Raw genomic sequence first — 23758 nt, 5'->3', positions numbered from 1 at the left:
GGACGCTCCCTCAGCCCTGGCTCTTGGAGGGGTCCTTGAGGCCGATCGTGGCGAAGTCCCACTGACCGGTCCACACCGGGTGCCCGAAGGCGCCGGCCACGTTCGTCCCGGCCAGCAGCGGGCGGCGCTGCCAGAGCATCGGGACGGTCGGCGCCTTCTTCATCAGGTCGTCGTTGAGCTGGAGCCAGGCCTTGTTGGCCTCGGCGACGTCGGTCATCGCGTTGATCTGGTCGATCCGGTCCGAGGTGGCCTGGTCGCGGAACTGCTCGACGTTGCCCTGGTTGCCCTTCTCCTTGATGGTGCGGCCGTCGAAGACCATCGGCAGGAAGGTCGCGCCGGAGGGGTAGTCCGGACACCAGCCGAGGATGGCGAGGTCGGGTGCGTTCTTGGTGTCGCCGATGGTGTCGTAGTAGACGGACGGGTCGGCGGTGGTGATGGTGACCTGGATCCCGGCCTTGGCCAGCGACTGCTGGAGCGCCTCGGCCCGGGTCTTGTCGCCGGAGGAGACGGTCAGCGAGACCTTGAGGTCGGTCTTGCCCGCGTCCTTGAGCAGTTGCTTGGCCTTCTCGGGGTCGCCGGTCGGGGCGATCTTCAGCGTGTCCACCTCGGTGCCGCCGGTCATCGCGGGCGGCAGGTAGGAGGTGGCCACGTCGCCCATCGCCGGGCCGCCGTTCGCGGTGACCTGGGCGTCCCGGTCCACCGCGTACATCAGCGCCTCGCGCACCTTCGGGTCGTCGAACGGCGCCTTGGAGGTGTTGGGGTAGAGCATGTCGGTGCAGCCCTGCTGCTCGGCGATCAGCCGGGACTTCACGTCCGGCTTGGGCAGCACCTTGGCGACCGACTCCGGGCGCAGGTTCATCCACTCGACCGCCGAGGCGTCGGCGCCCTCGCTCGCGATGATCCGGTCGTCGACCTGTCCGCCCTTGAGGCCCTGGACCACCACGATCTTGTCCGGGTAGGCCTTGCGGACCGGGTCGGTGGCCGGGTCCCAGTTGGTGTTGCGCACGAGCGTCAGCTGCTTGCCGCGGTCGTAGGTCTCGATCTTGTACGGGCCGGAGGAGAACGGGCGCAGGTCGTACTGCGTGCCCTTGTCCTGGGTCTGGGGCACGGGCGCGAAGGTCGGCAGGGTCGCGGTGTAGGAGAACTCGGCCACCGGGCGCTTGAGGTGGAAGACGACGGTCCTGTCGTCCGGGGTCTCGATGCTCGCCAGGTGCTCGCCGTTCAGCGGGCCCTTGTAGTTCTCGCCGCCGGCCAGGTACTGCTCCGCGTAGTCGGGGCCGCCGGTGAGGTCGGGGGCGAAGGAGCGCTCGACGTTGTACTTGATGTCGGCGGACTTGATCGGCGTGCCGTCCTCGTACTTGACGCCCTCCTTGAGCGTGAAGCTCCAGGTCTTCCCGCCGTCCGAGGAGCGGCCGAGGTCGGTGGCGAGGTCGGGGACGATCTCGCTGCCGGCGGCGCCCGGCTCCGCCTTGAAGGTGACCAGGGTGCGGTAGAGCAGCCGGATGCCGAAGTCCATGTTCGGCATGGTCCAGTTGCGGGCCGGGTCGAGGTGGGCGAAGTCCTGGTTCGAGAGGACGGTCAGGGTGCCGCCCTTGACCGGGGTGCCGCCGACGATCGAGCCGGAGGCGGCGCCGGGGGCCTTGGTGCTCGCGGCCCGGCTGTCACCGCCGCTGTCGCTCTTGTCGTTCGTGCAGGCCCCGAGGCCGAGGGTGAGGGTCGCCGCGAGGGCTGCCGCGAGCGCGGCGTGGGTGCGCCTGGTCATGTTGCAACTCCGCTGTGGGGGCCGGGTCTGGCCGCTCCGCTGTGTGACCCGTAACATAGTAATGTGAAATTGCACTGCACAAGAGGCTGTGCAGCCCGTTACCGAGCTGTGTCCGGCGCCCTACCGCCCCTGCCACGTCGAGGAGTTCACCGGTGACCCTCCGTCAAGCCGACCTCAACACGGGGAGCCACGACCTTCCCGTCTCCCCCGCGCTCGACGCCTTCATGGCCACGCGGTGGGCCCCCAGCCCACTGCCCGCCGACCGCCGCGCACCCGGCCACGACCGCCTCCCCGGACGGCACGCCCGGCTCTCGGCCGCGTTCCCCGGCGAGCGGCTGATCGTCCCCGCCGGCCGGCTCAAGGTCCGCTGCAACGACCTCGACCACCGCTTCCGCCCGCACAGCGCCTACGCCTGGCTCACCGGCCTCACCGGCGAGGACCAGGCCGACCACGTCCTCGTCCTCGAACCGGCCGGCCCCACCGGTCACGAACCGGTGCTCCACCTGCGGCCCCGCTCCCCGCGCGACGGCGCCGAGTTCTACCGCGACCGCCGCTACGGCGAGTTCTGGGTCGGCCGCCGCCCCGACCTCGCCGAGGCCGCCGCGCTCACCGGCCTGCGCACCGAACACCTCGACGACCTCGCCAAGCTGTTCACCGGACCGCAGCCGCCGACCCGCGTCCTGGCCGGCACCGACCCCTTCGTCGACTCCCTGCGAACCGGCGCCGACTCCCTCCGCGACCGCGAACTGGCCGCCGTCCTCTCGGAGCTGCGCCTGGTCAAGGACAGCTGGGAGGTCGACCAGCTCCAACTCGCCGTCGACCACACCGTCCTGGGCTTCGAGGACGTCGTCCGCGCCCTGCCCGCCGCCCTGCGCCACCCCCGCGGCGAACGCTGGATCGAGGGCGTCTTCGACCTCCGCGCCCGCGCCGAGGGCAACGGCACCGGCTACACCACCATCGCCGCGTCCGGCGCCCACGCCTGCGTCCTGCACTGGATCCGCAACGACGGCGCCCTCGACCCGAACGCCCTGCTCCTGCTCGACGCCGGCGTCGAGACCGACACCCTCTACTCCGCCGACATCACCCGCACCCTGCCCCTGAGCGGCACCTTCACCCCCGTCCAGCGCCAGGCCTACGACCTCGTCCTCGCCGCCCAGAGCGCCGGCATCGCCGCCCTGCGCCCCGGCGCCCGCTTCCGCGACTTCCACCGCGCCGCCATGCGCGTCATCGCCGAAGGCCTCGCCGACTGGGGCGTCCTGCGCATCTCCGCCGAACAGGCCCTCGCCGAGGACAACGGCCTCTACCGCCGCTACACCCTCTGCGGCAGCGGCCACATGCTCGGCCTCGACTACCACGACTGCGCCCAGGCCCGCGCCGACCGCTACCTCGACGGCACCCTGGAGGAGGGCATGGTTCTCACCGTCGAACCCGGCCTCTACCTCCAACCCGACGACGAGACCCTCCCCCTGGAACTCCGCGGCCTGGGCATCCGCGTCGAGGACGACCTCGTGATCACCGAAGACGGCGCCCGCCTGATGTCCACCGCACTCCCCCGGACACCCGCCGCCATCGAGTCCTGGATGGCCGACCTGCTGGGCTAGAGTCCTACGCCCCCCGCGCGGAGCGCCACAAGTCCGTGACGAGTTGCTCCGCCGGGCCCGAGCGGGCGAGGCGGTGGGCCGTGCCTGCCCAGAGATGCATGGCCTGGGGGTCGGCGCGGCGGGTGGCGGCAGTGCGCAGGGGGGCCGTGAGGTGGTGGACCTCGGGGTAGGCGGGCGGTGCGTAGGGGCCGTAGGTGTCGATGAAGGCGTTGCGCAGGCCGCGGGCCGGGCGGCCGGTGAAGGCGCGGGTGACGACGGTCTCCGACAGCTCGGTGAGCGCCGCCCGGTGAGCCTGCGACGCGCCGGACTCGTCCGCGCGCAGCAGCGCCGTGCCCAGCTGCACCGCCACCGCCCCCGCCCGCAGCGCCGCCGCGATGGACGGGCCGTCGCCGATTCCCCCGGCGGCGATCAGCGGCAGAGAGGTCACCGCCCTTACGGCGCCCAGGAGTTCGAGCAGCGGCGCCTCGCCCGGCTCGTCCCCGACCCGGTGGGTGCCCCGGTGGCCGCCCGCCTCCGGACCCTGCACGCACAGCGCGTCCATCCCGGCCGTCTCCGCCGCCCGCGCCTCCTCCGGCGTGGTGACGGTGCCCACCTGGAAGGACCCCGCCGCGCGGACGGCCGCGGCTTCCGCCACCGTGGGCAGCCCGAAGGTGTACGAGACGACGTCGACCGGATCGGCCAGCAGCACGTCGAGCTTGGCCTCCCAGCCGTCCCGGTCCGGCCCGATCTCCTCGGGCAGCCGGACGCCCCACCGCCCGGCCTCCGGCCGCAGCCGCTCCCGGTAGGCCGCGACCGCCGTCGGATCGCCGGGCGCGGACGGGACGAAGAGGTTCACGCCGAAGGCCCGGTCGGTCGCCTTCCGCACGGCGGCGATCTGTTCGGCCGTCCCGGCGGCCGTCCGGTAGCCCGCGGCCAGGAACCCCAGTCCGCCGGCCCGGTTCACCGCCGCCACCAGCTCCGGCGTGGACGCCCCGCCCGCCATCGGCGCGGCGATCACGGGCACGGCGAGTTCGTCGAGGCGGACGGCCACCGGGGTGCTCCTCACACTGCTGCGGGTACGGAACGACCCCACCCTACGCCCGCCGGATCAGCCCCTTCCCGCGTGCCTCCCGCACCGCCGCCGTGCGCGAGTCGACCCCCAACTTCGTGTAGATGTGCACCAGGTGCGACTTCACCGTGGCCTGGCTCAGGTGCAGCCGCTGGCTCACCTGCTGGTTGGTCAGCCCGTCCGCGACCAGCCCGAGCACCTCGATCTCCCGGTTGCTGAGCGACGCCGCGGGCGTCCGCATCCGCTCCAGCAGCCGGTCCGCGACGGTCGGCGCGAGCGCCGTCCGGCCGGCCGCCGCGGCCCGCACCGCCTGGGCGAGCTCCTCCGGCGGGGCGTCCTTCAGCAGGTACCCGGTGGCGCCGGCTTCGAGGGCGGGCAGCGTGTCCGCGTCCGTGTCGTACGTGGTCACGACGAGCACCCGCGGCGCGCCCGCACGGGCGGTGATCTCGGCCGTCGCCTGGGCGCCGTTCATCGCCGAGCCGGGCCCGAACTGGAGGTCCATGAGCACGACGTCGACGCCGCCCCCGGCGGCCAGCTCGACGGCCCGTTCGGCGGTCGCCGCCTCCGCGACGATCACGAAGTCCGGTTCGCCCTCCAGGACGGCGCGCAGCCCGGCCCGGACCACCGGGTGGTCGTCCGCCAGCAGCAGCCTGATCACGCCCCCACCTCCCGCTCGGGGACCGCCGGCAGCAGCACGGCGAGCGCCGTGCCCTCCCCCGGCGCCGACTCCACGGTGAACGTCCCGCCGAGCGCCCGCGCCCGGGCCCGCATCGACGGCAGCCCGAAGCCCCCGTCGTCGCGCGCCGGCCGCCCCGGGAGCGCCGCCGGATCGAACCCGGCCCCGTCGTCGAACACGTCGAGTGCCACCTCGCCCTCCATGTAGCTGAGCGTCACCTCGGCGCGCGAGGCCCGCGCGTGCCGGACGGTGTTGCCGAGCGCCGACTGCGCGATCCGCAGCAGCGCGACCTCCTGCGGCACCGGCAGCCGCACCGGCGCCCCGGAGACGTGCAGGTGGACGGGCAGCCCGCTGTGCGCCGTCGTGGTGGCGCACAGCCGCTCCAGCGCGACGGGCAGCGGGTCGCCGTCGAGCGCGGGCGGAGTGAGCGCGCGGACGAAGCGCCGGGCCTCGTCGAGGTTGTCCTGGGCGGCCTGCCGGGCCTGCTCCACGTAGCCGGCCGCGGCGTCCGTGCGCTCCGGCAGCGCCCGCTGAGCGGCCCGCAGGAGCAGTTGGATGCTGCTGAGGCTCTGCGCGAGCGTGTCGTGGATCTCCCGGGCGAGGCGCTCGCGCTCGGCGAGCACCCCGGCGGTGTGGTGCGCGGCGGCGAGGTCGGCGCGGGCGGCGGTGAGCTCGTCGATCAGGCGGCGGCGCTCCTCGCTCTCGCGGTACAGCGCCTGGTAGCCGAGGACGGTCGCGGTGGCGACGGCGGCGCCGAGGGCGGGACCGATGGACGCGGCCAGGCTGAAGGTGTGCTGGTGCCAGGACCACGCGGCGATCGCCGTGGCCGCCGTCAGCCCGACGGCGGCCACGCCGCCGCGGCGCCCGAGCAGGTGCAGTTCGAGGAAGTACAGCGGGAACGCCAGCCACACCCCGTCCTGCGTGGCCACGAGCACGCCCGCCCAGGTGACGCCGAGCAGCGCGAGCCACAGCGCGGCCGCCCGGCGCGAGCGGCGGACGGCGGCGAGCCGGGGCCCGGCCGCGTAGGCGGCGCCCATCGCGGTGGCTGCGGCGGTCACGGACGCCGGGTCGCCGTCGCGGCCGACGAAGGCGCGGGCGACGGCGAGGACGAGCAGGCCCGCCACGAGCAGGTGCAGGCAGACCTGGAGGACGCGGGCGACGGGGGTGGTGCGGGAACGTTCGGTCGCCATCCGTCCAGCCTAAGTTCCGCGCCCGGCGCTCGGCATCAATCAAAAGGTTGAACTCCGCTTCTGCCCTTCGATGCCGAGGATGCAATCCCCGGTGCGATGCCCGCGGGCCCCCTGTCCGGCGACGGTGTGAGCACACAGTCGTTTCGTGCAGAGAGGCCCGTCGTGTTCGTCGCCTGGAGGGACCTGGGGTTCGCCAAGGGGCGGTTCGCCCTGATGGGAACCGTCATCGTGCTGATCACCGTACTGGTCGGCCTGCTGTCCGGGCTGACCGCCGGACTCGGCCGGCAGAACGTCTCGGCGATCACCGGCCTGCCCGCCGACCACCTGGTGTTCGGCCGGCCCGCCGACGGGCAGCAGCTGTCCTTCACCGATTCCCAGGTCACCCCCGACCAGTGGGGGGCCTGGTCGCGGGAGCCGGGCGTCACCTCCGCCCAGCCGCTCGGCATCACCACCACCAAGGCCGCCGCCGGACAGCGCACCGCCGCCCTCTCCGCGTTCGGCGTCCCGGACGGCTCCGGGCTGGCCCCGCAGGGCGCCCGCATCGCCGCCGGCCGGGCCGTGCTGTCGAAGAGCGCCGCCGAGAACCTCGGCGGCCTCGCTCCGGGCTCCGCGTTCACGATGGCCGGCCACCCCCTCACCGTGGTCGCCGTCGACGGCGACGCCGCCTACAGCCACACCCCCGTGATCTGGACCAGCCTCACCGACTGGCAGGCCTTCGCGCCCGGCGGCGCCGGCCACGCGACGGTCATCGCGCTCACCACCACGAAGGGCGCCGACCTCGGCGCGGCCGACACCCGCCTCGGCACCGAGACCCGCACCCGCGACGACGCGCTCGCCGCGATCGGCTCCTACACCTCCGAGAACGGCTCGCTCCAGCTGATGCGCGGCTTCCTGTTCGCCATCTCCGCCCTCGTCATCGGCGCGTTCTTCACCGTGTGGACGATCCAGCGCAGCGGCGACATCGCCGTCCTCAAGGCCCTCGGCGCCTCCACCCGCTACCTGCTGCGCGACGCGCTCGGCCAGGCCGTCCTGCTGCTGGTGCTCGGCACCGCGGCGGGCACCGCGGTCGCCCTGGCAGCGGGCTCGCTGATCGGCTCCGCCGTCCCGTTCGTCCTGGACGCCCCGACCCTGCTGCTGCCCGCCGCCGTGATGATCGCCCTCGGCGCCGTCGGCGCGGCCCTGTCCATCCGCCGGATCACCTCCGTCGACCCGCTGACCGCCCTCGGGAGCGCCCGATGACCCTCCACCTCGACCGCGTCACCCTGACCTACCCGGACGGCGACGGCCGCCTCACCGCCCTCGACGACGTCTGCCTGACCGTCCCCGCAGGCACCATCACCGCCGTGGTCGGTCCCTCCGGCTCCGGCAAGTCCAGCCTGCTCGCCGTCGCCGCGACCCTCATCGCCCCCGACTCCGGCCGGGTCGTCGTGGACGGCACCGACACCGGCGACCTCACCCGCGCCGACCTCACCGCGCTGCGCCGCACCCGCATCGGCATCGTCTTCCAGCAGGCGAACCTGCTGCCCTCGCTCACCGCCGCCGAACAGCTCCAGGTGATGGCCCACCTCGACGGCCGCTCCCCGCGCGCCGCCCTCCCCCGCGCTCTCGAGCTCCTCGACGCCGTCGGCCTCCGCGACCAGGCCGCCCGCCGCCCCCACCAGCTCTCCGGCGGCCAGCGCCAACGCGTCAACATCGCGAGGGCGTTGATGAACGACCCGAAGGTCCTCCTGATCGACGAACCCACCAGCGCGCTCGACCACGAGCGGGGGGCGGCCGTCCTCGACCTGATCACGACCCTGACCCACGAACGGGCGACGGCCACGGTCCTGGTCACCCACGACCGCACCCACCTGACCGCCGTGGACGCCGTCACCGAGGTCCACGACGGCCGGCTGACGTCGCCGGCGACGGCGGTCTGAGCTACTTCTCGGCCGCGAGCACGTCGGTTTGGCCCTACCGAGCCCGCAACCGCAGCGCCGTCCGCGTCTCCTCCTGTGCTTCCTGGCCATTGGCCCACAGGGAGCGGACGTGGCTCAGGTGCCGCGTCATGCAGGCCTCCGCCGCCTCGGCGTCGCCCGACAGCATCAGGTCCAGCAGCTCCAGGTGCTCCTCGGCCGACGAGACCAGTTCGCCACGCTCGTCCAGCCGGTTCAGCCCGTACAGCCGGGACCGCTTCCGCAGGTCCCCCACCACGTCGACGAGCCGGGCGTTGCCGGCGAGGCCCAGCAGGTCGAGGTGGAACTGCCGGTCCGCCTCCAGGTAGCCGATGAGGTCGTGCTTGCGCGCGGCGGCGACGATCGCCTCCGCCTGCGGGCGCAGCCGCTCCAGTTGCTCGGCGGTGGCCGTGCGGGTGACCCGGCCGACGGTGGGCACCTCGATGAGGGCGCGGATCTCGGTGTAGTCGTCGAGGTCCCGCTCGGTCAGCTCGGTGACCCGGAAGCCCTTGTTGCGCACGGCCTCCACCAGGCCCTCGCGGGCGAGGTCGAGCATGGCCTCGCGGACGGGGGTGGCCGAGACGCCGAAGTCGGCGGCGAGGGCGGGCGCGGAGTAGACGACGCCGGGGCGCAGCTCGCCGGAGATCAGGGCGGCGCGGAGCGCGTGGGCGACCTGGTCGCGGAGCCGCTCCTGCACGGAGATCAGGGTGCGGGGTTTGAGGTCGGCCATGGTGTTCCTCCGGGTAGGTGCAGAACACCAGCGTACAATGTCACGTTACGGTGCGTGCGCAAGCGTCCGCGATCCAGACCGGAGTGGCGCCGTCCAGGCCCACATCGTGGCAGCGGCCGTCGGCCGTGACAACGGCCGACGGCACACGATCTCCGCCCCGCCTCACCCACTCTCGTGCACCTCGGCCGCCACGGCCAGGTCCTCCCAGGCCATGCCGACGCTCTTGAAGAACCGCGGCCGGTCCGCCGGCACGTGCACGTCGCCACGCACCAGCTCGGCCAGGTTCCACACCTGACGCCCGCCGACCCCGGCGAGGATCAGGTCCCCGGCCTCGCGGGCCGCCACCGCCCGCGCCTCGACGTAGAGTTCGGCCCGCCCGACCAGCTCGGCGTCCACCTCCCGCGCGTCCGGCTCGTGCGAACCGACCGCCGCGACGGCGGCGTGCGCGGGCACCAGGGCGCCGTCGAACAGCGGCGTGCGCGCGGTGGTGCAGCACACCACCACGTCCGCCGACGCGACGGCCTCCGGCCCGCCCACCGTGGCCGCCAGGCCGAGCCCGCGCCCGTACGCGGCCAGCGCCTGCGCGGGCCCGGCGCTGCGCGCGACCACGGTGAGCCGGGTCAGCGGCCGGATCGCGAGCAGCGCGTCGAGGTGCCCGTACGCCTGCGGTCCGGCGCCGAACAGCACGAGGTGCGCGGCCTGCGGCGGCGCGAGCCGGCGCAGGGCGACGGCGGTGACGGCGGGCGTGCGCAGGGCGGTGAGCGCGGCGCCGTCGAGCAGCGCGACGGGCTGGAGGGTGGGCCCGTCGAGCAGGAGGTAGCTGCCGGTGATCCGGGGCAGGCCGCGCCCGGGATTGGCGGGCGCGACGCCGGCGATCTTGACGCCCGCGTACCGTCCGGCGGCGGCGGGCATCATCAGCAGTTCGCCGGCCGGTACGGGCACCGCGGTGCGCACGGGCTCCGCCTCGGGGTCGAACCCGCCGAGCAGCGTCCGCTCGATCGCGTCGGCGGCCCGGGCGGGGGTGACGGACCCGGTGCCCGGCACGACGTACTGGAGCGGCTCAGCCGCCGTACCGGGCGGTCCGAAGGAACTCGTGTCAGAAGAAGTCACAGCAGGAATCCTGCCCCGAGCCCGTCCCCTTCCTCCAGCACGAATCCGTGTTCCCCGGTGCGGTGCGCCGTCCCCGTCACCTCCGTGACGACGCCGGAGCCCAACGGGTCCCCGCCCGGCAGTACCCGCCCGTGGAACACCGTCCCGACGACCGACTCGTGCCGCAGTTCCTCGCCGGGCGCGAGCCGCCCCTGCGCCGCGAGCACCGCGAGCCGGGCGGAGGTGCCGGAACCGCAGGGCGAGCGGTCGATCTGCCCGTCCGCGAAGACGGTGACGTTCCGCTGGCTCAACCCGTCCCCTTCCCAAGGGAGTTCGTCGTACAGGACGACCCCGTAGACGCCCGACAGCCGCGGGTCAAAGGGATGCGCCACCGCCTCCGAGCCCTCCAGCGCCCGCCTGATCTCCCGCCCCGCAGCGGTGAGTTCCGGCAGCCGGACGGTCTCGACGGCCAGTCCCAGCGCCGCCGCCGGCACGGAGGCGTAGCAGGCGCCGGAGTGCGCCACCGCGACCTCCACCGTGCCGCGCGAGGTCGTCACCGGCAGCTTCAGCTCGCTCACCCGCGACGGCACGTTGCGGAAGGTCACCCCGGTGGTGCGCCCGCCGGACCGGTGGACGAGCGCCGTGACGCGCCCCGACGGCACGTCGATCCGCACCCGCGCCACGCCGTCGGCGGGGGCCGCGACCAGTCCGGAGTCGACCGCCCACGCGGCGAGCGCGATGGTGCCGTGCCCGCAGGCCGTCGAATAGCCGTCCTTGTGCCAGAACAGGACGCCCAGGTGCGCCTCGTCGTCGTCCGGGGGCACCAGGAACCCGCCGTACATCCCGGCGTGCCCGCGCGGTTCACGGCTGAGCAGGCGGCGGACGTCGTCCAGTGCGCTCGGCCGGGGCGCGGTGGCGCTGCCGCCCGCGCCGATCGCGATGGCCCGGCGTTCGGCGACGCTGTCCCCGGGGATCACCGGGGTGCCGTCCAGCACGATCCGGAACGGCTCACCGGCCGTGTGGTAGTCGACGGTGCGGACGTACATCACGCGCCCCCGCCCGGCCCGGCCGGCAGCACGCTGACCGTCCGCCCGACGGTGTAGAAGTCGAGCGCCGCCTGCCCCTGCTCGCGCTCCCCGTGGCTCGCGCCCTTGGCGCCGCCGAACGGCAGGTGGAAGTCGACGCCGCTGGAGGGCGCGTTGATCCGGATCATGCCCGCGTCCAGCCGGTCGGCGGCCGCCAGGGCGACGTCCAGACCGCGGCTGTGCACCGAGGTGGCGAGGCTGTGCGGGGTGTCGTTGGCGAGCGCGATCGCCGCGTCGAGGTCGGGCGCGGCGTGCAGCACGGCGACCGGGCCGAAGAACTCCTCGCGCGCCAGCGGGTGTTCGGCCGGCACCCCGCTGAGCAGCGTCGGCTCGACGTACCACCCGGCCCGCGCGGGCACCCGCCCGCCGGTGAGCAGTTCGGCCCCGGCGGCGACGGCCGAGTCGACGGCCCCGGTCAGCCGGTCCCGGGCGGCGGCGTTGATGACGGGCCCGCAGACCGCGTCGTCCGCCGCCTCCAGCGCCTTGACCAGCGCGTCCCGCAGCGGCTCGTACGCCCCGCCGACCGCGATCACCCGGCTGGTGGCGGTGCACTTCTGCCCCGCGTACCCGGCGACGGCGGCGGCGATGTGCCCGGCGGCCTGCGCGATGTCGGCGTCCGGCAGCACCAGCGCGGCGTTCAGCCCGCCGAGTTCGGCCTGCACCGGCACGCCGCGCTCGGTGGCCGCCCGGACCACGGCCCGGCCGACCCCGGTGGAGCCGGTGAACGACACCACGTCCGCCGCGTCGACCAGCGCCGCGCCCTCCTCCGCGCCGCCCGGCAGCACCGTGAACACGTCCTCCGCCAGCCCGGCGAGCGCCACCAGCTCGGCCAGCCGCAGCGCGCACGCGGTCGCCTCCGGGGCCGGCTTCAGCACGGCGGCGTTGCCGACCGCCAGCGCCGGCGCGGCCTTCCAGCTCGGGATCGCCAGCGGGAAGTTCCACGGCGCGATCAGCCCGGCGACGCCGTACGGCCGCCGCCGGGTGAGCAGCAGTCCGGGGCCGCCGGCGGTCTCGTGCACGGCCCCGGAGGGCGCGTACGGCGCCTGCGCGTAGTACCGCCAGATCGCCGCCGTCCTGGCGACCTCGCCGCGCGCCTCGGCGAGCGGCTTGCCGACCTCGCGCACGATCAGCGCGGCCAGCTCCTCGGCGTGCGCGTCGACGGCGTCGGCGATCCGGCCGAGCGCCGCCGACCGGGTGCCGGCGCCCGCGGCGAGCCACCGCGCCTGGGCATCGCGGGCCCGCGCGACGGCGGCCCGGACGGCGTCGGCGCCGGGCTCCTCGACGGCGACGACGAGGTCCGCGGGGTCGGCGGGGTTGTACGACGTGATGGTCACAGCCAGAGGCCCTTCGAGCGAGACGTCAGAGCGGGCTCCGTCACAGCAGGAAGCCCGCGGGGAACGGGTCGGTGGGGTCGAGGAAGTACTGGGCGGTCCCGGTCACCCAGGCCCGCCCGGTGACGGTCGGCACCACCGCGGGCCGCCCGGCCACCTCGGTCTCCCCGACCAGGCGCCCGACGAACGTCGTCCCGATGAAGGAGTCGTTGCGCAGGTCCCGCCCGAGCGGCAGTTCGCCGCGCGCGTGCAGCTGCGCCATCCGCGCCGAGGTGCCGGTGCCGCACGGCGAGCGGTCGAACCAGCCGGGGTGGATGGCCATGGCGTGCCGCGAGTGCTCGGCGGTCGAGCCGGGGGCCAGGAGCTGCACGTGGTGGCAGCTGTGGATGGACGGGTCCTCCGGGTGCACCGGCCGATCGGGGCCGGCGTTGATGGCGCCCATCAGGGCCAGCCCGGCGTCGAGGATGTCCTGCTTGCGCTCGCGCTCGAACGGCAGCCCGAACTCGGCGAGCGGCAGGATCGCGTAGAAGTTGCCGCCGTAGGCGAGGTCGTAGCTCACCGTCCCGTACCCGGGCACGTCGATCTTGCGGTCGAGCGCGACGGAGTACGAGGCCACGTTGCGGATCGTCACGGCCTTGGCCGCGCCGTCCTCCACCCGCACCTCGGCGACCACGAGCCCGGCCGGCGTGTCCAGCCGCACGGTCGTCACCGGCTCGACGACCGGCACCATCCCGGTCTCCACCAGCACGGTGGCGACGCCGATCGTGCCGTGCCCGCACATCGGCAGCAGCCCGGAGACCTCGATGAACAGCACCCCGTAGTCCGCGTCCGGCCGGGTCGGCGGCTGCAGGATCGCGCCGCTCATCGCGGCGTGCCCGCGCGGCTCGTACATCAGCAGGGTGCGGAAGTGGTCCAGGTGCTGCTGGAAGTGCACCCGGCGCTCGGCCATGGTGGCGCCCGGGATGACGCCGAACCCGCCGGTGACGACCCGGGTCGGCATGCCCTCGGTGTGCGAGTCGACGGCGTGGAACACGTGACGGCTGCGCATGTGTCGGTACTCCCTCGGAGGATGGGCCGGCTGCCCCGTCAGCCGGCTCGTCGGGCTACGGATTCAGGACAGGCCCTCGGCCAGCGCCTTCTCGGTGGCCGCGCGGACGGCGGCGCCGGCCTCCGCCCCCAGCGGCCGGCGCGGCGGCCGGACGGGCCCGCCGGGGCGCCCGGCGATGTCCATCGACAGCTTGATGGCCTGGACGAACTCGGTCTTGGAGTCCCAGCGCAGCAGCGGGTGCAGCGCCCGGTAGAGCGGCAGCGCGGTCTCCAGGTCGTGCGCGACGGCGGCCTTGTAGAGCGCCGCCGAGGCCTCCGGCAGCGCGTTGGGGTAGCCGGCGATCCAGCCGACCGCGCCGGCCAGTGCGAGCTCCAGCAGGACGTCGTCCGCGCCGATCAGCAGGTCGAGCCCGGGCGCGAGTTCGGCGATCTCGTAGGCCCGGCGGACGTCGCCGCTGAACTCCTTGACCGCGACGATCGAGCCCTCGGCGTGCAGGTCGGCGAGCAGCGCGGGGACGAGGTCGACCTTGGTGTCGATCGGGTTGTTGTACGCGACGACCGGCACGCCCGCGCGGGCCACCTCGGCGTAGTGCGCGCGGACGGCGGCGTGGTCGGCCCGGTACGCGTTCGGCGGCAGCAGCAGGACGGAGCCGGCGCCCGCCTCCGCGGCCTGCTCGGCCCAGCGGCGGGACTCGGCGCTCCCGTACGCGGCGACGCCGGGCATGACGCGGGCGCCGTCGCCGGCCGCCTCGACGGCCACCCGGACGATGCGGGCGCGCTCGTCGTCGGTGAGCGTCTGGTACTCGCCGAGCGAGCCGTTGGGGACGACGCCGTCGCAGCCGTTGTCGATCAGCCAGCGGACGTGCTCGGCGTAGGCGTCGTAGTCGACGGAGAGGTCCGGGCGCAGCGGGATCGCGGTGGCGACCATGATGCCGCGCCAGGGCCGGGAGGTGTCGTGCGGGGTGTGGGACACGATGATGACTCCTTGGTGAGGTGTGACATTTTATTAGTGGGGACGGGCCGGAGACAAGAGTCCCCGGCCCCCGTGTTCGCTCGGGCCGGGCTCAGTCGTCGGCCGCCAGCTGCGAGAGCGGCACCGGGCAGGCGAACGGCCGCCGATCCGCTCCGGCCCCGCGGGCGGCCCCGGACAGGCAGGCCACCGCCGGACCGCACATCCGGCCCTGGCACCAGCCCATCCCCGCGCGGGTCAGCAGTTTGACGGTCCGCGGGTCCCCCGCGCCCAGCTCGTCCACCGCCTCCCGGACCGCCGACACCGGCACCTCCTCGCACCGGCACACGTCGGTGTCCGGGCGCAGCCAGTGCGTCCAGCCGGGGCCGGGCCGGTGGGCGGCGGCCATCAGGGCGGCGAAGGCGCGCCGCCGGGCCCGGCGGCGCAGCAGCGCCGGCTCCGGGGTGCGGCCGGCGACCGCGTGCGCGGCCAGCGCGCCCTCCGCGATCGCGAGGTCCGCGCCGCCCACGCCGTTGGTCTCCCCCGCCGACCACAGGCCGGGGACGCTGGTGCGCAGCCGGGCGTCCACGCGCAGGGCGACGGCGCCGTCCGGGCCGGTCACGGTGTCCGCGCCGAGTTCGGTGGCGAGCTCGATCTGCGGCAGCAGGCCGTGGCCGACGGCGAGCGCGTCGCAGGCGATCCGGCGGTCGGTGCCGGGCACCGGCCGCCAGTCGGCGTCCAGCCGCGCCACCGTGACGGCGGTGACCCGGTCGGTGCCGTGCGCCTCGACGACGGCGCTGCGCGGGCGCAGCCGCACCCGGTGGCGCAGCAGCGCGCCGCCGTGCCCGGCGCCCTCGACGAGCTTGGCGGGGACGGCCGCCAGCACGCCGGGGCGCCGCGCGTAGCCGAGGTAGTCGCCGGCCTCGACGACCGCGGGCACCTCGGCCCCGGCGGTGACCAGCGAGGACGCCGCCGCGAGCAGCAACGGCCCGCTGCCGGCCACGACGATCCGCCGTCCGGGCAGCACCAGCCCGGCCTTGAGCATGGCCTGCGCGCCGCCCGCGGTGACGACCCCGGGCAGCGTCCAGCCCGGGAACGGCAGCTGCCGCTCGTACGCGCCGGTGGCGAGCAGCACGGCGGCGGCCCGCACGGTGGTCCGGTCGCCGCTCTCCGGCCCGAGCGTGACGTGCACGGCGAAGCCGTCGCCGGTGCGCTCCAGCGCCCACACCTGGTGGCCGCCGAGGAAGCTCGCCTGCCCGGTCCGCTCGTGCGCGGCGAGCCGGCCGGACAGGCCGGCGTAGACGGACCAGCCGTGGTGCAGCCGCTCGGGCCGGGCGGCCCCGAGACCGGGCGCCGGGTGGCGGTAGTACTGGCCGCCGGTCTGCCGGCTCCCGTCGAGCAGCGCGCAGCGCAGCCCGAGGTCTGCGGCGGTGACGGCGGCGGCGAGCCCGGCCGGGCCGGCCCCGATCACCGCGAGGTCGTACGGGAAGGCCTCCGCGCCTACCCGTGGCTCGGACGGTTCGGACGGTTCAGACGGTTCAGACGGTTCAGACGGCGAGGTCGGCACGGCCGTGGCCCTCCTGGGTGGTGACGGTGGTGCCGGGGTCGGCGGGGAGCAGGCAGGTGCGCTGATTGGGGCGGCCGTCGACGGTGGCGAGGCAGTCGAAGCAGGCGCCGATGCCGCAGAACGCGCCGCGCGGCCGCCCTCCGGTCCGGGTGGTGCGCCAGGCGAGCACGCCGTCGGCCCAGAGCGCGGCGGCGATCGACTGCCCGGGCAGCGCGGGCACGGGCCGCCCGTCGAAGTCGATGTGGTGGGCGGGCCCGGGCTCGGCCCCGACCAGCTCGGCGGGTGTGCGGCGGCGCATCGAGGGTCTCTCCGATCCGGTCGGGGAAGGCATGGGGTCAGGCGGCGGGGAAGCGGTCGGCCCGGAACGGCGCGAGGTCCGCCTCCGGCTGTTTGCCGGTCAGTTGCTCGGCGATCAGCAGCCCGGTGGCGGGCGCGAGGCCGATCCCGGCGCCCTCGTGCCCGCACGCGTGGTAGAGCCCGGGCACGCGCGGGTCCGCGCCGACGGCCGGCAGGTGGTCCGGCAGGTACGGGCGAAAGCCCCGGTAGGCGCGCATCACGGCGACGTCCGCGAGCACCGGGAACAGCTCGGCGGCCTGCGCGGCGAGCCGCCGCAGCACCTCCCGGGAGAGCGTCCGGTCGAAGCCGACCCGCTCCCGGCTGGCGCCGATCAGCACCGGCCCGCCGGGCGTGCCCTCGACCACGGCCGAGGTCTCCAGGCCGGCCGAGCCGCTGGCCACGTTGGCGACGTAGTCGGCGGCGTAGACCTTGTGCCGCACGATCCGCGGCAGTGGCTCGGTGACGAGGACGAACCCGCGCCGGGGCAGGACCGGCAGGTGCACTCCGGCCAGCGCGGCGATCTCCCCGCCCCACGTCCCCGCGGCGTTGACGACGGCGGGTGCGTCGAGCCGCCGCCGGTCGGTCCCGACGCCGAGGACGGCACCGTCCGCCCCCCGGCGGACGCTCCGGACGCTCTCGCCGGTGATCAGCTCCGCGCCCAGCCGGCGGGCCGCGCGCAGCAGGTGGGCGGCGGCGAGGGCGGGCTGCACCTGGGCGTCCTGCGGGTAGTGGAAGCCGCCGGCCATGCGCGGCGAGAGGTGCGGCTCCAGCTCCCGCAGCCGCTCGGCGGGCACCTCCTCGGCGAGGACGCCGGCGGCGGCCTGCCGCTCGGCGAAGGCGCGCAGGGCGTCCTGCCCGGCCAGGGTCCGGGCGACGACCAGGCCGCCCTTGGCCTCGTACTCCACGGCGGCGCCGAGTTCCTCGGCGAGCTCGCGCCACAGCCGGGTGCTGAGCAGCGCGAGGTCGAGCTCGGGCCCGGGCTCCTTGTCGGAGACCAGCAGGTTGCCCTCGCCGGCGCCGGTGGTGCCGCCGGCCACCGGCCCGCGGTCGACGACGGCGACGGCGAGCCCTGCGCGGGCCGCGTAGTAGGCGCAGGCGGCGCCGACGACTCCGGCGCCGACCACGACGACGTCCAGGGGAGGTCTCCAGGTCTTGGGCACGTCAGTAATATGTCACATGCCATCCAGCCTGCCAAGAGTGCCGCGGCGAAACCCGAACCGGACCCAAGCGACGCAAAAGCCCCGGCCCGCCGCACACGGGGTGCGACGGCCGGGGCCGGCGATCAGCGGATCAGGTGATGTCGTCCATCTGCTCCCGGCGCGCGGCCGGCACCGGAGCGCTCGCCGCCGGCGTCGCCGAGGCCTCGATGGCCTCCGCCCCGGCGACCGCCTCGACCGAGAGGTCCACGTGCGAGGCCTCCTCGTCGTCCAGGCCGGCGTCCGGGTTGTTGCGGCGCCTGCGCCGGTCGTTGAGCAGCGCGATGCCCACCGCGAGGAAGTACAGCCCCCAGATCGGCGCGGCCAGCGCGATCATGCTCAGCGGGTCGGCGCTCGGCTGCGCGAAGGCCGCGAACACCGTGATGCCCATGACCATCCCGCGCCACCAGCCGAGCAGCCGCTTGCCGGTGACCATGCCGACCATGTTCATCATCACGAGCAGCAGCGGGAACTCGAAGGCCAGGCCGAAGACCAGCACCATCCGGGTCGCGATGTCGAAGTAGTCGTTGGGCGGCAGGATCGGCGTGGTGCCGTTCGGCGTGAACGAGATCAGCACGTGGATCGTCGTCGGCAGGGTCAGGATCGCGCAGCCCACGCCCGCCAGGAACAGCGGGGCGCCGCACAGCATGAAGATGACCGTGTACTTCTTCTCGTGCCGGTGCAGGCCGGGCGCCACGAACGCCCACACCTGCCACAGCCACACCGGCACGGCACCCACCACACCGACGGTCAGCGCGACCTGGAGCATCCAGGTGAAACCGGAGGTCAGACCGATCGTCGAGACCTGCGCGCACTTGCCGCCGAACTGCCCGGACGTCGCGGGCGTGCACTGCGGCAGCGGCTTCAGCAGGAAGGTCTCGATCTGCTTGTGGTAGAACGCCGCCACGATGGTGATCAGCACGATCGCCAGGACCGACTTGACCACGCGATTGCGCAGTTCCCGCAGGTGATCGGCGAGGGCCATCCGCCCCTCAGGATCCTTGGACGCCTTCGGCGCCTTGGAGAGCTTGCTCAACCCCGGTCCTCAACTCGTGCGTCGAGGCCCGCCGGTCGACGGGCCTCCGTGGTCGCGTGCGTCACGTGCACCGCGCTCAGTGCGGTCGCTCGCCGTCCGCGGCGGGCCGCTCGGCGGGCTCGGCCACCGGCCGGGCCGTGCCGGTGGCGCCGGGCGCGGTCTGGATGGTCTTGGCCGCACCGCCGTCCACCGACGGCGCCGGCGCGGGCTGCTCCGCCTCGCCGTCCGAACGCATCGCCTTGGCCTCGCTCTTGAGGATCCGCATCGACTGGCCGAGGGAGCGCGCCAGATCGGGCAGCCGCTTGGCACCGAAAAGCACGATGGCGATTACCACGACCACCACGATCGCGGTCATCGAGATGCGCATGCTCGACCACCTTCAGTCAACGCGGCACCGGCGGACCGCCCGCGGCGGATGGTAACCGCTGCGGATGACGCCCCGACGACGTCCGCTCGAACAGGACAGCGGCCCCGGTTCGCAGTTCAGGAGCCACCTGAGAGCGTAACCCGCCCCCACGGCGGGACTGCAGTCCCCGTACGGCCTGGTGACGGACTCCTCAGCGCGAGGGCACCGCCGCCGCCAGTTCCTCGGCGGCGTCGGCCAGCGCCCGCGAGGCCGCGTCCACGCCCCTGGCCAGCGCCCGGACGTCCGCCCACAGCCGGATCCCGAGGACCCCGAGGACCAGCAGGCCCGCGGTGGCGAGCAGGACGGCGGCGACGAGCATCCAGGACATGCCGCCCACCCTATACGGGCGTCACCCCTCCGCCCGGACGAGCCGCATGGTGCGCACCCCGGCCCCGGTGAGCGCCGCCACGATCTTCTCGCCCGCCGCCTTGCGCACCGCCGCCCCGCACAGCGGGCAGCCGAAGCTGTAGTGCGCCTGCTCCGGCGTACGGCCGAGGGTCAGGCGGAACTCCTCGGCCGGCAGCTCCACCTTCTCCCGGCACTGCGAGCAGTAGACCTTGAACCTGGTACCGGGCTCCACGGCTCAGTCCCGCCCCTCCCCGTAGGCGGCCAGCGCCTCCCGGGCCGCCGCGCGCGCCTGCTCGGCGAGCTGCGGCGGCGCCACGATCCGCCCGTCCCGGCCCAGCCGCAGCGCCAGCGGGCGCAGCTGCGAGGGATCGGCGCTGCGCAGGGTGATCCGCAGGCCGCCGTCCGGCAGTTCCTCGGCCCGGTCGTGGGTGTAGTACTCGGCCACCCAGCGCCCGCCGGAGGACACCTCCACGACCACCTCGGGATCGTCCGCCGCCGGGTTCACCAGCCCGCCCGACAGGTCCCGCGGCTCACGCCGCGGCGGGTCGGCCGGCACGTCCAGCACCCGGATCTCGGCCACCCGGTCCAGCCGGAACATCCGGTGGTCCTCCGAGGTGCGGCACCAGGCCTCCAGGTAGGTGTGGCCCTCGGTGAGCAGGCGGATCGGGTCGACCTCGCGCTCGGTCATCCCACCGCGCCCGTGCGAGTAGTAGCGCAGCCACAGCCGGCGGCCCTCGCTCAGCGCGCGGTCGATGTCGGCGAAGACGTGGCTCTCGGCCTCGAAGGTCACGCCGACCCGGGCACTGCCCTCGGCGCTCTCCCCCGCCGCGTTCTCGATCTTGGCGACGGCCCGGGTCAGCGCCTCCCGGTCCCCGGCCCGCAGACCGGGCAGCCCGGCCACCGCGCGGGCGGCGACCAGCAGCGCGGTCGCCTCGTCAGCGGCCAGCCGCAGCGGCTGTGCCACGTCGTCGACGTTGTGCCACCAGATCCGCTCGCCGTCGGTGTCGATGTCGAGCAGGTCGCCGCCGCGGAAGCTGGTGCCGCACATCGGCAGCACGTTGAGGTCCCCGATCAGCTCGCGCTCGGTGATCCCGAACGCGCGGGCCACCTCGGCGACCTCGGCGCCGGGCCGCTCCCGCAGATAGGTGACCAGCGACAGCATCCGCCTGGTCTGGTCGATCGCGTTGCTCATGCGTCCACCTCGCTACGGTCGTTACGCTCGGCGGGCGCTTCGCACGATGCGCGCCTGTCCATGGTTCGCTCGCTTCGCTCGTTCACGCCCGCACACCCTCCACCACGTCCGGCCCGGCGACCGCCCGCAGCCGCTCGATCACGTCGGCCCGCAGCTCCTCCGGCCCGAGCACCACGACGTCCGGCCCGAACTCGGCCAGGTCGGCCCCCAGCCCGTTGCCGTACGGGATCTCCAGCTCGTCCCAGATCTCGTCGACCCGCGCCGTGCTCAGCGCCTTGGTGCGCAGCGGGAAGCCCGCGCCCCGGCGCACCCGCACGGTCGCGGTGGCCGTGGCCCCCTCGCCGGCGAACTTGGCGACGGTCGCCCGCACGTCCACGTGCTCCGGCACGGTGCCGAGGAACGCGCCGGTCTTCGCCCGCACCTTGCCGGTGATCCGGCTGAGCCGGAACACCCGGGCGTCGCCGCGGTCCCGGTCCCAGCCGGCCAGGTACCAGTGCCCGCGCCAGCACTCCAGCGCCCACGGCTCGACGCTGCGCTGCTCGACGGCGGCGGCGCCGGCCTTGCGGTAGTCGAAAGTGACCGGACGACGGTCCCGGGCGGCGGTGAGCAGCGGCTCGAACGCGGCCTCCCGGGCGGGGATGCGCGGCTCCAGCGCGGAGCGCGCCTCGGCCTCGGCGAACGGCACCCCTGCGGCCCGCAGCTTCTGCAGCGCGCCGCTGGCGGCACCCGACATCTTGGCCTGCTGCCAGACCCGCGCGGCCAGCGTGAGGGCGGCCGCCTCCTCGGCGTCCAGCGCGATCTCGGGCAGCCGGTTGCGGTCGGCGCGGGCGAGGTAGCCGAGCTCGCCGTCCAGGGCGTTCTCGTCGACGTCGATCACCAGGCCGAGCTCGCGCAGGTCGTCCTTGTCCCGCTCGAACATCCGGTTGAAGGCGTCCTCACTGCTGTTCTGCCAGGCCTCGCGGTACGCCTCGATGGATTCCCGCAGCTCCTTCTTGGAGAGCGGACGTCTGGTGTTCATCAGGCACAGGGCGAGATTCATCAGCCGCTCTGCCTTGGCGATCGCCATCGCTGACCCTTCCGGTGTGCCGCGCCGTGCGCGGGGTGCGCCGCCGGACGATCGTCACCCGGCGGGACCGACCGTACCGGTAGCGGTACGCACCGCAAAAGCGGCCTCCCGAAACGCCCGTGAGCCGGGCCCCCGCAGGGGTCCGGCCCACGGCCGCGAGGGGCTCAGACGCCCAGCAGGTCGACCACGAAGATCAGGGTCGAGCCGGCCGGGATGGCCGGGTGCGGCGAGCGGTCGCCGTACGCCTTGTGCGCCGGGATGATCAGCTCGCGCCGACCGCCGACCTTCATGCCGACGACACCCTCGTCCCAGCCCTTGATGACCTGGCCGCCACCGAGCTTGAAGCGGAACTCGTTGGGGCTACGGTTCCAGCTCGCGTCGAACTCCTCACCGGTCTCGAAGGTCACGCCGACGTAGCGGACGCGGACGTTCGCACCCGGCTTGGCCTCCGCGCCGTCACCGACGACGATGTCGCGGATCACCAGGTCGGCCGGAGCGTCGCCGCCCGGGAAATCGATCTCAGGCTTCTCGTTGAGGCTCACAGTCCCTCTTCTCACGGTTCTTCTCTGCGTCCATGACCAAGCGGCGGGCGCCCGCACCCCGGTCCGTCCGGACCACGGTACGGGCGCCCGCCGCCCGTACGGGATCGGCCACGCGGCCGGCCCCGAAGGTCACACGCACACCATTGTCACCCGAAAGTGGATCAGCCCTGACCCGCGTCCAGGATGTCGACCACGAACACCAGCGGCGCGTTGGCCGGGATCTCGCCCTGGCCCTTGTCGCCGTAGGCCAGCGCCGCCGGGATCACCAGCTCGACCCGGCTGCCGACGGTCTGGCCCGCCAGACCCTGGTCCCAGCCCTGGATGACCTGGCCACCGCCGACGGCGAAGCTGAACGCCTGGCCCTTGCCGAGCGAGGAGTCGAAGACCTTGCCGTCCTTGAACAGCGCGCCGGTGTACTGGACGACGACCTTCTCGCCCTTCTCCACCACCGGACCGGTGCCCTTGATCAGCACGTGCGTCTTCAGCTCGGTCGGGTCGGCCGCGCCGGCCACCGGGGTGATCTCGGCCGGCTTCTTGCCGTTGTCCTTGACCTGCGGGAAACCCGCCGGCGGCGGCGTGACCGTGCCGCTGACCGTCGCGTCGGGCGCGTTGGTGTTGCGGATGTCGATCACGAAGATCAGGTTGTCCTTGGCCCCGATCGACATGTCCGGCTTGCCCTGCGAACCGAACGCCGCGGCCGGCGGCGCCACCACGAGGACCCGGCTGCCGGCCTTCTTGCCGAGCACCGCCTGGTCCAGCGCCGGGATCAGCGCGTCCGTGCCGGCCTGGAAGATCTGCTGCTTCTGACCCTGGTCGAAGGAGCTCGGGATGTCCTTGCCGGTGTTCCAGTTCTTCGCCGTGTAGTCCACGGTGGTCCAGGAGTTCTTGTCCACCTTCGGACCGGTGCCCTCGGACAGCACCTTCACCACGAACGAGCCGTCGGGCTGGTCCGACGGCACCTGGATGTCGGCCTTCTTGCCGAAGTCACCGGTGATCGTCGGCAGGACCTTCGCATCGTCCTTGACCGGCGGCACCGGATCGGCGGTCGGCGTGGCCGGCGCGCTCTTGGCGGCCTCCGGCTTGGCGTCCGACGAGCCGTTGTCCTTGTTGACCATGTAGAGCGTCACGCCGCTGCCGACCAGCAGCACCGCCAGCACCGTGCCCAGGATCACGCCGAGACGCCCCACCGACGGCGGGTTCTCGTCGTACCCCGCCTCCGAGGTGTCGACCTTGCGCACGTTGGAGGCGAAGATCTGCGGTTCCGCGGTCTTCGTCCCACCGATCGGCCGCGGCCGGTCCTCCGGGTTCGCCCAGCCGGCCTGCTGCTTCAGGATCGACGGCGGCACGACGATCGACTCACCGTCGCCCGGCATCGGGCCGCCGGGACGCGACGCCGCCGGGTCACCCGAGGATCCGTCGTTCGCCGCGGTACCCGACCCGCCGGGGTTCGGCGCATTCTCAGTCATGACTCCCCATCCATCTCGCCACAGGTCATTCGAGCTCTGCCACCGGCACGCGGAGCGCCGGTTTGCCGTCGCACCGTCCGCCCGGCACCCGGGCGCCGGCAGCGCCTGCCACAGTGCGAGGGCAGTATGACAGTTCAGGATGAGGGCGGGCGCTTCCGTGT

At 74.4% G+C, this 23758-nt stretch carries 24 protein-coding genes; 3 read left to right on the top strand and 21 right to left on the bottom strand.

Annotated features, from left to right (window positions below; all coding sequences use genetic code 11):
- Positions 1-10: 10 nt before the first annotated feature.
- Positions 11-1762, bottom strand: a complete 1752-nt coding sequence (locus PUR71_RS21350) for an ABC transporter substrate-binding protein (RefSeq protein WP_329928673.1) — start codon at positions 1760-1762, stop codon at positions 11-13.
- 152 nt (positions 1763-1914) lie between these two features.
- Here PUR71_RS21350 and PUR71_RS21345 point away from each other — a divergent pair, with 152 nt between their 5' ends.
- Entirely contained in the window at positions 1915-3363 is a 1449-nt protein-coding gene (locus PUR71_RS21345) for an aminopeptidase P family protein (protein WP_329928672.1), read from the top strand.
- 4 nt (positions 3364-3367) lie between these two features.
- Here PUR71_RS21345 and PUR71_RS21340 read toward each other — a convergent pair whose 3' ends face one another.
- Genes PUR71_RS21340 through PUR71_RS21330 form a run of 3 tightly spaced genes read right to left on the bottom strand, consistent with a single transcriptional unit; the run spans position 3368 to position 6277 of the window.
- Complete coding sequence (locus PUR71_RS21340; RefSeq protein ID WP_329928671.1) at positions 3368-4393, bottom strand: nitronate monooxygenase; 1026 nt, start codon at positions 4391-4393, stop codon at positions 3368-3370.
- Between the two features lie 43 nt (positions 4394-4436).
- On the bottom strand, positions 4437-5069 hold the full coding sequence (locus PUR71_RS21335; RefSeq protein WP_329928670.1) for a response regulator transcription factor: 633 nt from the start codon (positions 5067-5069) through the stop codon (positions 4437-4439).
- A complete protein-coding gene (locus PUR71_RS21330; protein ID WP_329928669.1) occupies positions 5066-6277 on the bottom strand; it encodes a sensor histidine kinase in 1212 nt (403 codons plus the stop codon). Before PUR71_RS21330 ends, PUR71_RS21335 begins: the two co-directional genes overlap by 4 nt.
- Positions 6278-6439: 162 nt before the next feature.
- On the opposite strand from PUR71_RS21330, the gene PUR71_RS21325 reads away from it, so the two are divergent.
- Positions 6440-7516 carry an ABC transporter permease gene (locus tag PUR71_RS21325; RefSeq protein WP_329928668.1) on the top strand — a complete coding sequence of 359 codons (1077 nt, stop codon included), beginning with the start codon at positions 6440-6442 and terminating at the stop codon, positions 7514-7516.
- Positions 7513-8196, top strand: coding sequence for an ABC transporter ATP-binding protein (locus tag PUR71_RS21320; RefSeq protein WP_329928667.1), 684 nt, complete (start codon positions 7513-7515; stop codon positions 8194-8196). The genes PUR71_RS21325 and PUR71_RS21320 overlap by 4 nt, the downstream gene beginning before the upstream one ends.
- A gap of 34 nt (positions 8197-8230) precedes the next feature.
- Here PUR71_RS21320 and PUR71_RS21315 read toward each other — a convergent pair whose 3' ends face one another.
- The 17 genes from PUR71_RS21315 to PUR71_RS21235 form a co-directional block, all read right to left on the bottom strand.
- Positions 8231-8941 carry a GntR family transcriptional regulator gene (locus PUR71_RS21315; protein ID WP_329928666.1) on the bottom strand — a complete coding sequence of 237 codons (711 nt, stop codon included), beginning with the start codon at positions 8939-8941 and terminating at the stop codon, positions 8231-8233.
- A 162-nt stretch (positions 8942-9103) separates the two neighbouring features.
- Positions 9104-10051, bottom strand: a complete 948-nt coding sequence (locus PUR71_RS21310; RefSeq protein ID WP_329928665.1) for an ornithine cyclodeaminase family protein — start codon at positions 10049-10051, stop codon at positions 9104-9106.
- Positions 10048-11076: a proline racemase family protein gene (locus PUR71_RS21305; RefSeq protein WP_329928664.1), complete on the bottom strand. Its 1029-nt coding sequence runs from the start codon at positions 11074-11076 to the stop codon at positions 10048-10050. Before PUR71_RS21305 ends, PUR71_RS21310 begins: the two co-directional genes overlap by 4 nt.
- Entirely contained in the window at positions 11076-12449 is a 1374-nt protein-coding gene (locus PUR71_RS21300; protein WP_329928663.1) for an aldehyde dehydrogenase family protein, read from the bottom strand. The genes PUR71_RS21305 and PUR71_RS21300 overlap by 1 nt, the downstream gene beginning before the upstream one ends.
- A 40-nt stretch (positions 12450-12489) precedes the next feature.
- Positions 12490-13494, bottom strand: coding sequence for a proline racemase family protein (locus PUR71_RS21295; RefSeq protein WP_329928662.1), 1005 nt, complete (start codon positions 13492-13494; stop codon positions 12490-12492).
- 63 nt (positions 13495-13557) lie between these two features.
- A complete protein-coding gene (locus tag PUR71_RS21290) occupies positions 13558-14421 on the bottom strand; it encodes a dihydrodipicolinate synthase family protein (protein ID WP_443077516.1) in 864 nt (287 codons plus the stop codon).
- Positions 14422-14557: 136 nt separating this feature from the next.
- Complete coding sequence (locus PUR71_RS21285; protein WP_329928660.1) at positions 14558-15913, bottom strand: FAD/NAD(P)-dependent oxidoreductase; 1356 nt, start codon at positions 15911-15913, stop codon at positions 14558-14560.
- Positions 15914-15989: 76 nt separating this feature from the next.
- Positions 15990-16307: a (2Fe-2S)-binding protein gene (locus PUR71_RS21280; protein ID WP_329928659.1), complete on the bottom strand. Its 318-nt coding sequence runs from the start codon at positions 16305-16307 to the stop codon at positions 15990-15992.
- 37 nt (positions 16308-16344) lie between these two features.
- Complete coding sequence (locus PUR71_RS21275) at positions 16345-17505, bottom strand: NAD(P)/FAD-dependent oxidoreductase (RefSeq protein ID WP_329928658.1); 1161 nt, start codon at positions 17503-17505, stop codon at positions 16345-16347.
- 130 nt (positions 17506-17635) lie between these two features.
- Entirely contained in the window at positions 17636-18526 is an 891-nt protein-coding gene (gene tatC, locus PUR71_RS21270; protein ID WP_443077515.1) for a twin-arginine translocase subunit TatC, read from the bottom strand.
- A 127-nt stretch (positions 18527-18653) separates the two neighbouring features.
- A complete protein-coding gene (gene tatA, locus PUR71_RS21265) occupies positions 18654-18944 on the bottom strand; it encodes a Sec-independent protein translocase subunit TatA (RefSeq protein WP_329928656.1) in 291 nt (96 codons plus the stop codon).
- 190 nt (positions 18945-19134) lie between these two features.
- Positions 19135-19311: a hypothetical protein gene (locus PUR71_RS21260; RefSeq protein ID WP_329928655.1), complete on the bottom strand. Its 177-nt coding sequence runs from the start codon at positions 19309-19311 to the stop codon at positions 19135-19137.
- Positions 19312-19332: 21 nt separating this feature from the next.
- Entirely contained in the window at positions 19333-19563 is a 231-nt protein-coding gene (locus tag PUR71_RS21255; RefSeq protein WP_329928654.1) for a hypothetical protein, read from the bottom strand.
- A gap of 3 nt (positions 19564-19566) precedes the next feature.
- Positions 19567-20523, bottom strand: a complete 957-nt coding sequence (locus PUR71_RS21250; protein ID WP_329928653.1) for a helix-turn-helix transcriptional regulator — start codon at positions 20521-20523, stop codon at positions 19567-19569.
- A gap of 82 nt (positions 20524-20605) precedes the next feature.
- Positions 20606-21589, bottom strand: a complete 984-nt coding sequence (locus tag PUR71_RS21245) for a helix-turn-helix transcriptional regulator (RefSeq protein WP_329928652.1) — start codon at positions 21587-21589, stop codon at positions 20606-20608.
- A gap of 164 nt (positions 21590-21753) precedes the next feature.
- Entirely contained in the window at positions 21754-22131 is a 378-nt protein-coding gene (locus PUR71_RS21240; RefSeq protein WP_329928651.1) for an FKBP-type peptidyl-prolyl cis-trans isomerase, read from the bottom strand.
- A 161-nt stretch (positions 22132-22292) separates the two neighbouring features.
- The gene (locus tag PUR71_RS21235) at positions 22293-23597 is read right to left on the bottom strand and encodes an FKBP-type peptidyl-prolyl cis-trans isomerase (RefSeq protein WP_329928650.1); all 1305 of its coding nucleotides are present in this window, start codon (positions 23595-23597) and stop codon (positions 22293-22295) included.
- Positions 23598-23758 lie beyond the last annotated feature (161 nt).

The organism is Streptomyces sp. SP17BM10 (genome assembly GCF_036322405.1).
Taxonomy (GTDB): Bacteria; Actinomycetota; Actinomycetes; order Streptomycetales; family Streptomycetaceae; genus Kitasatospora.
This window is presented reverse-complemented; position numbering and strand designations above follow the sequence as displayed.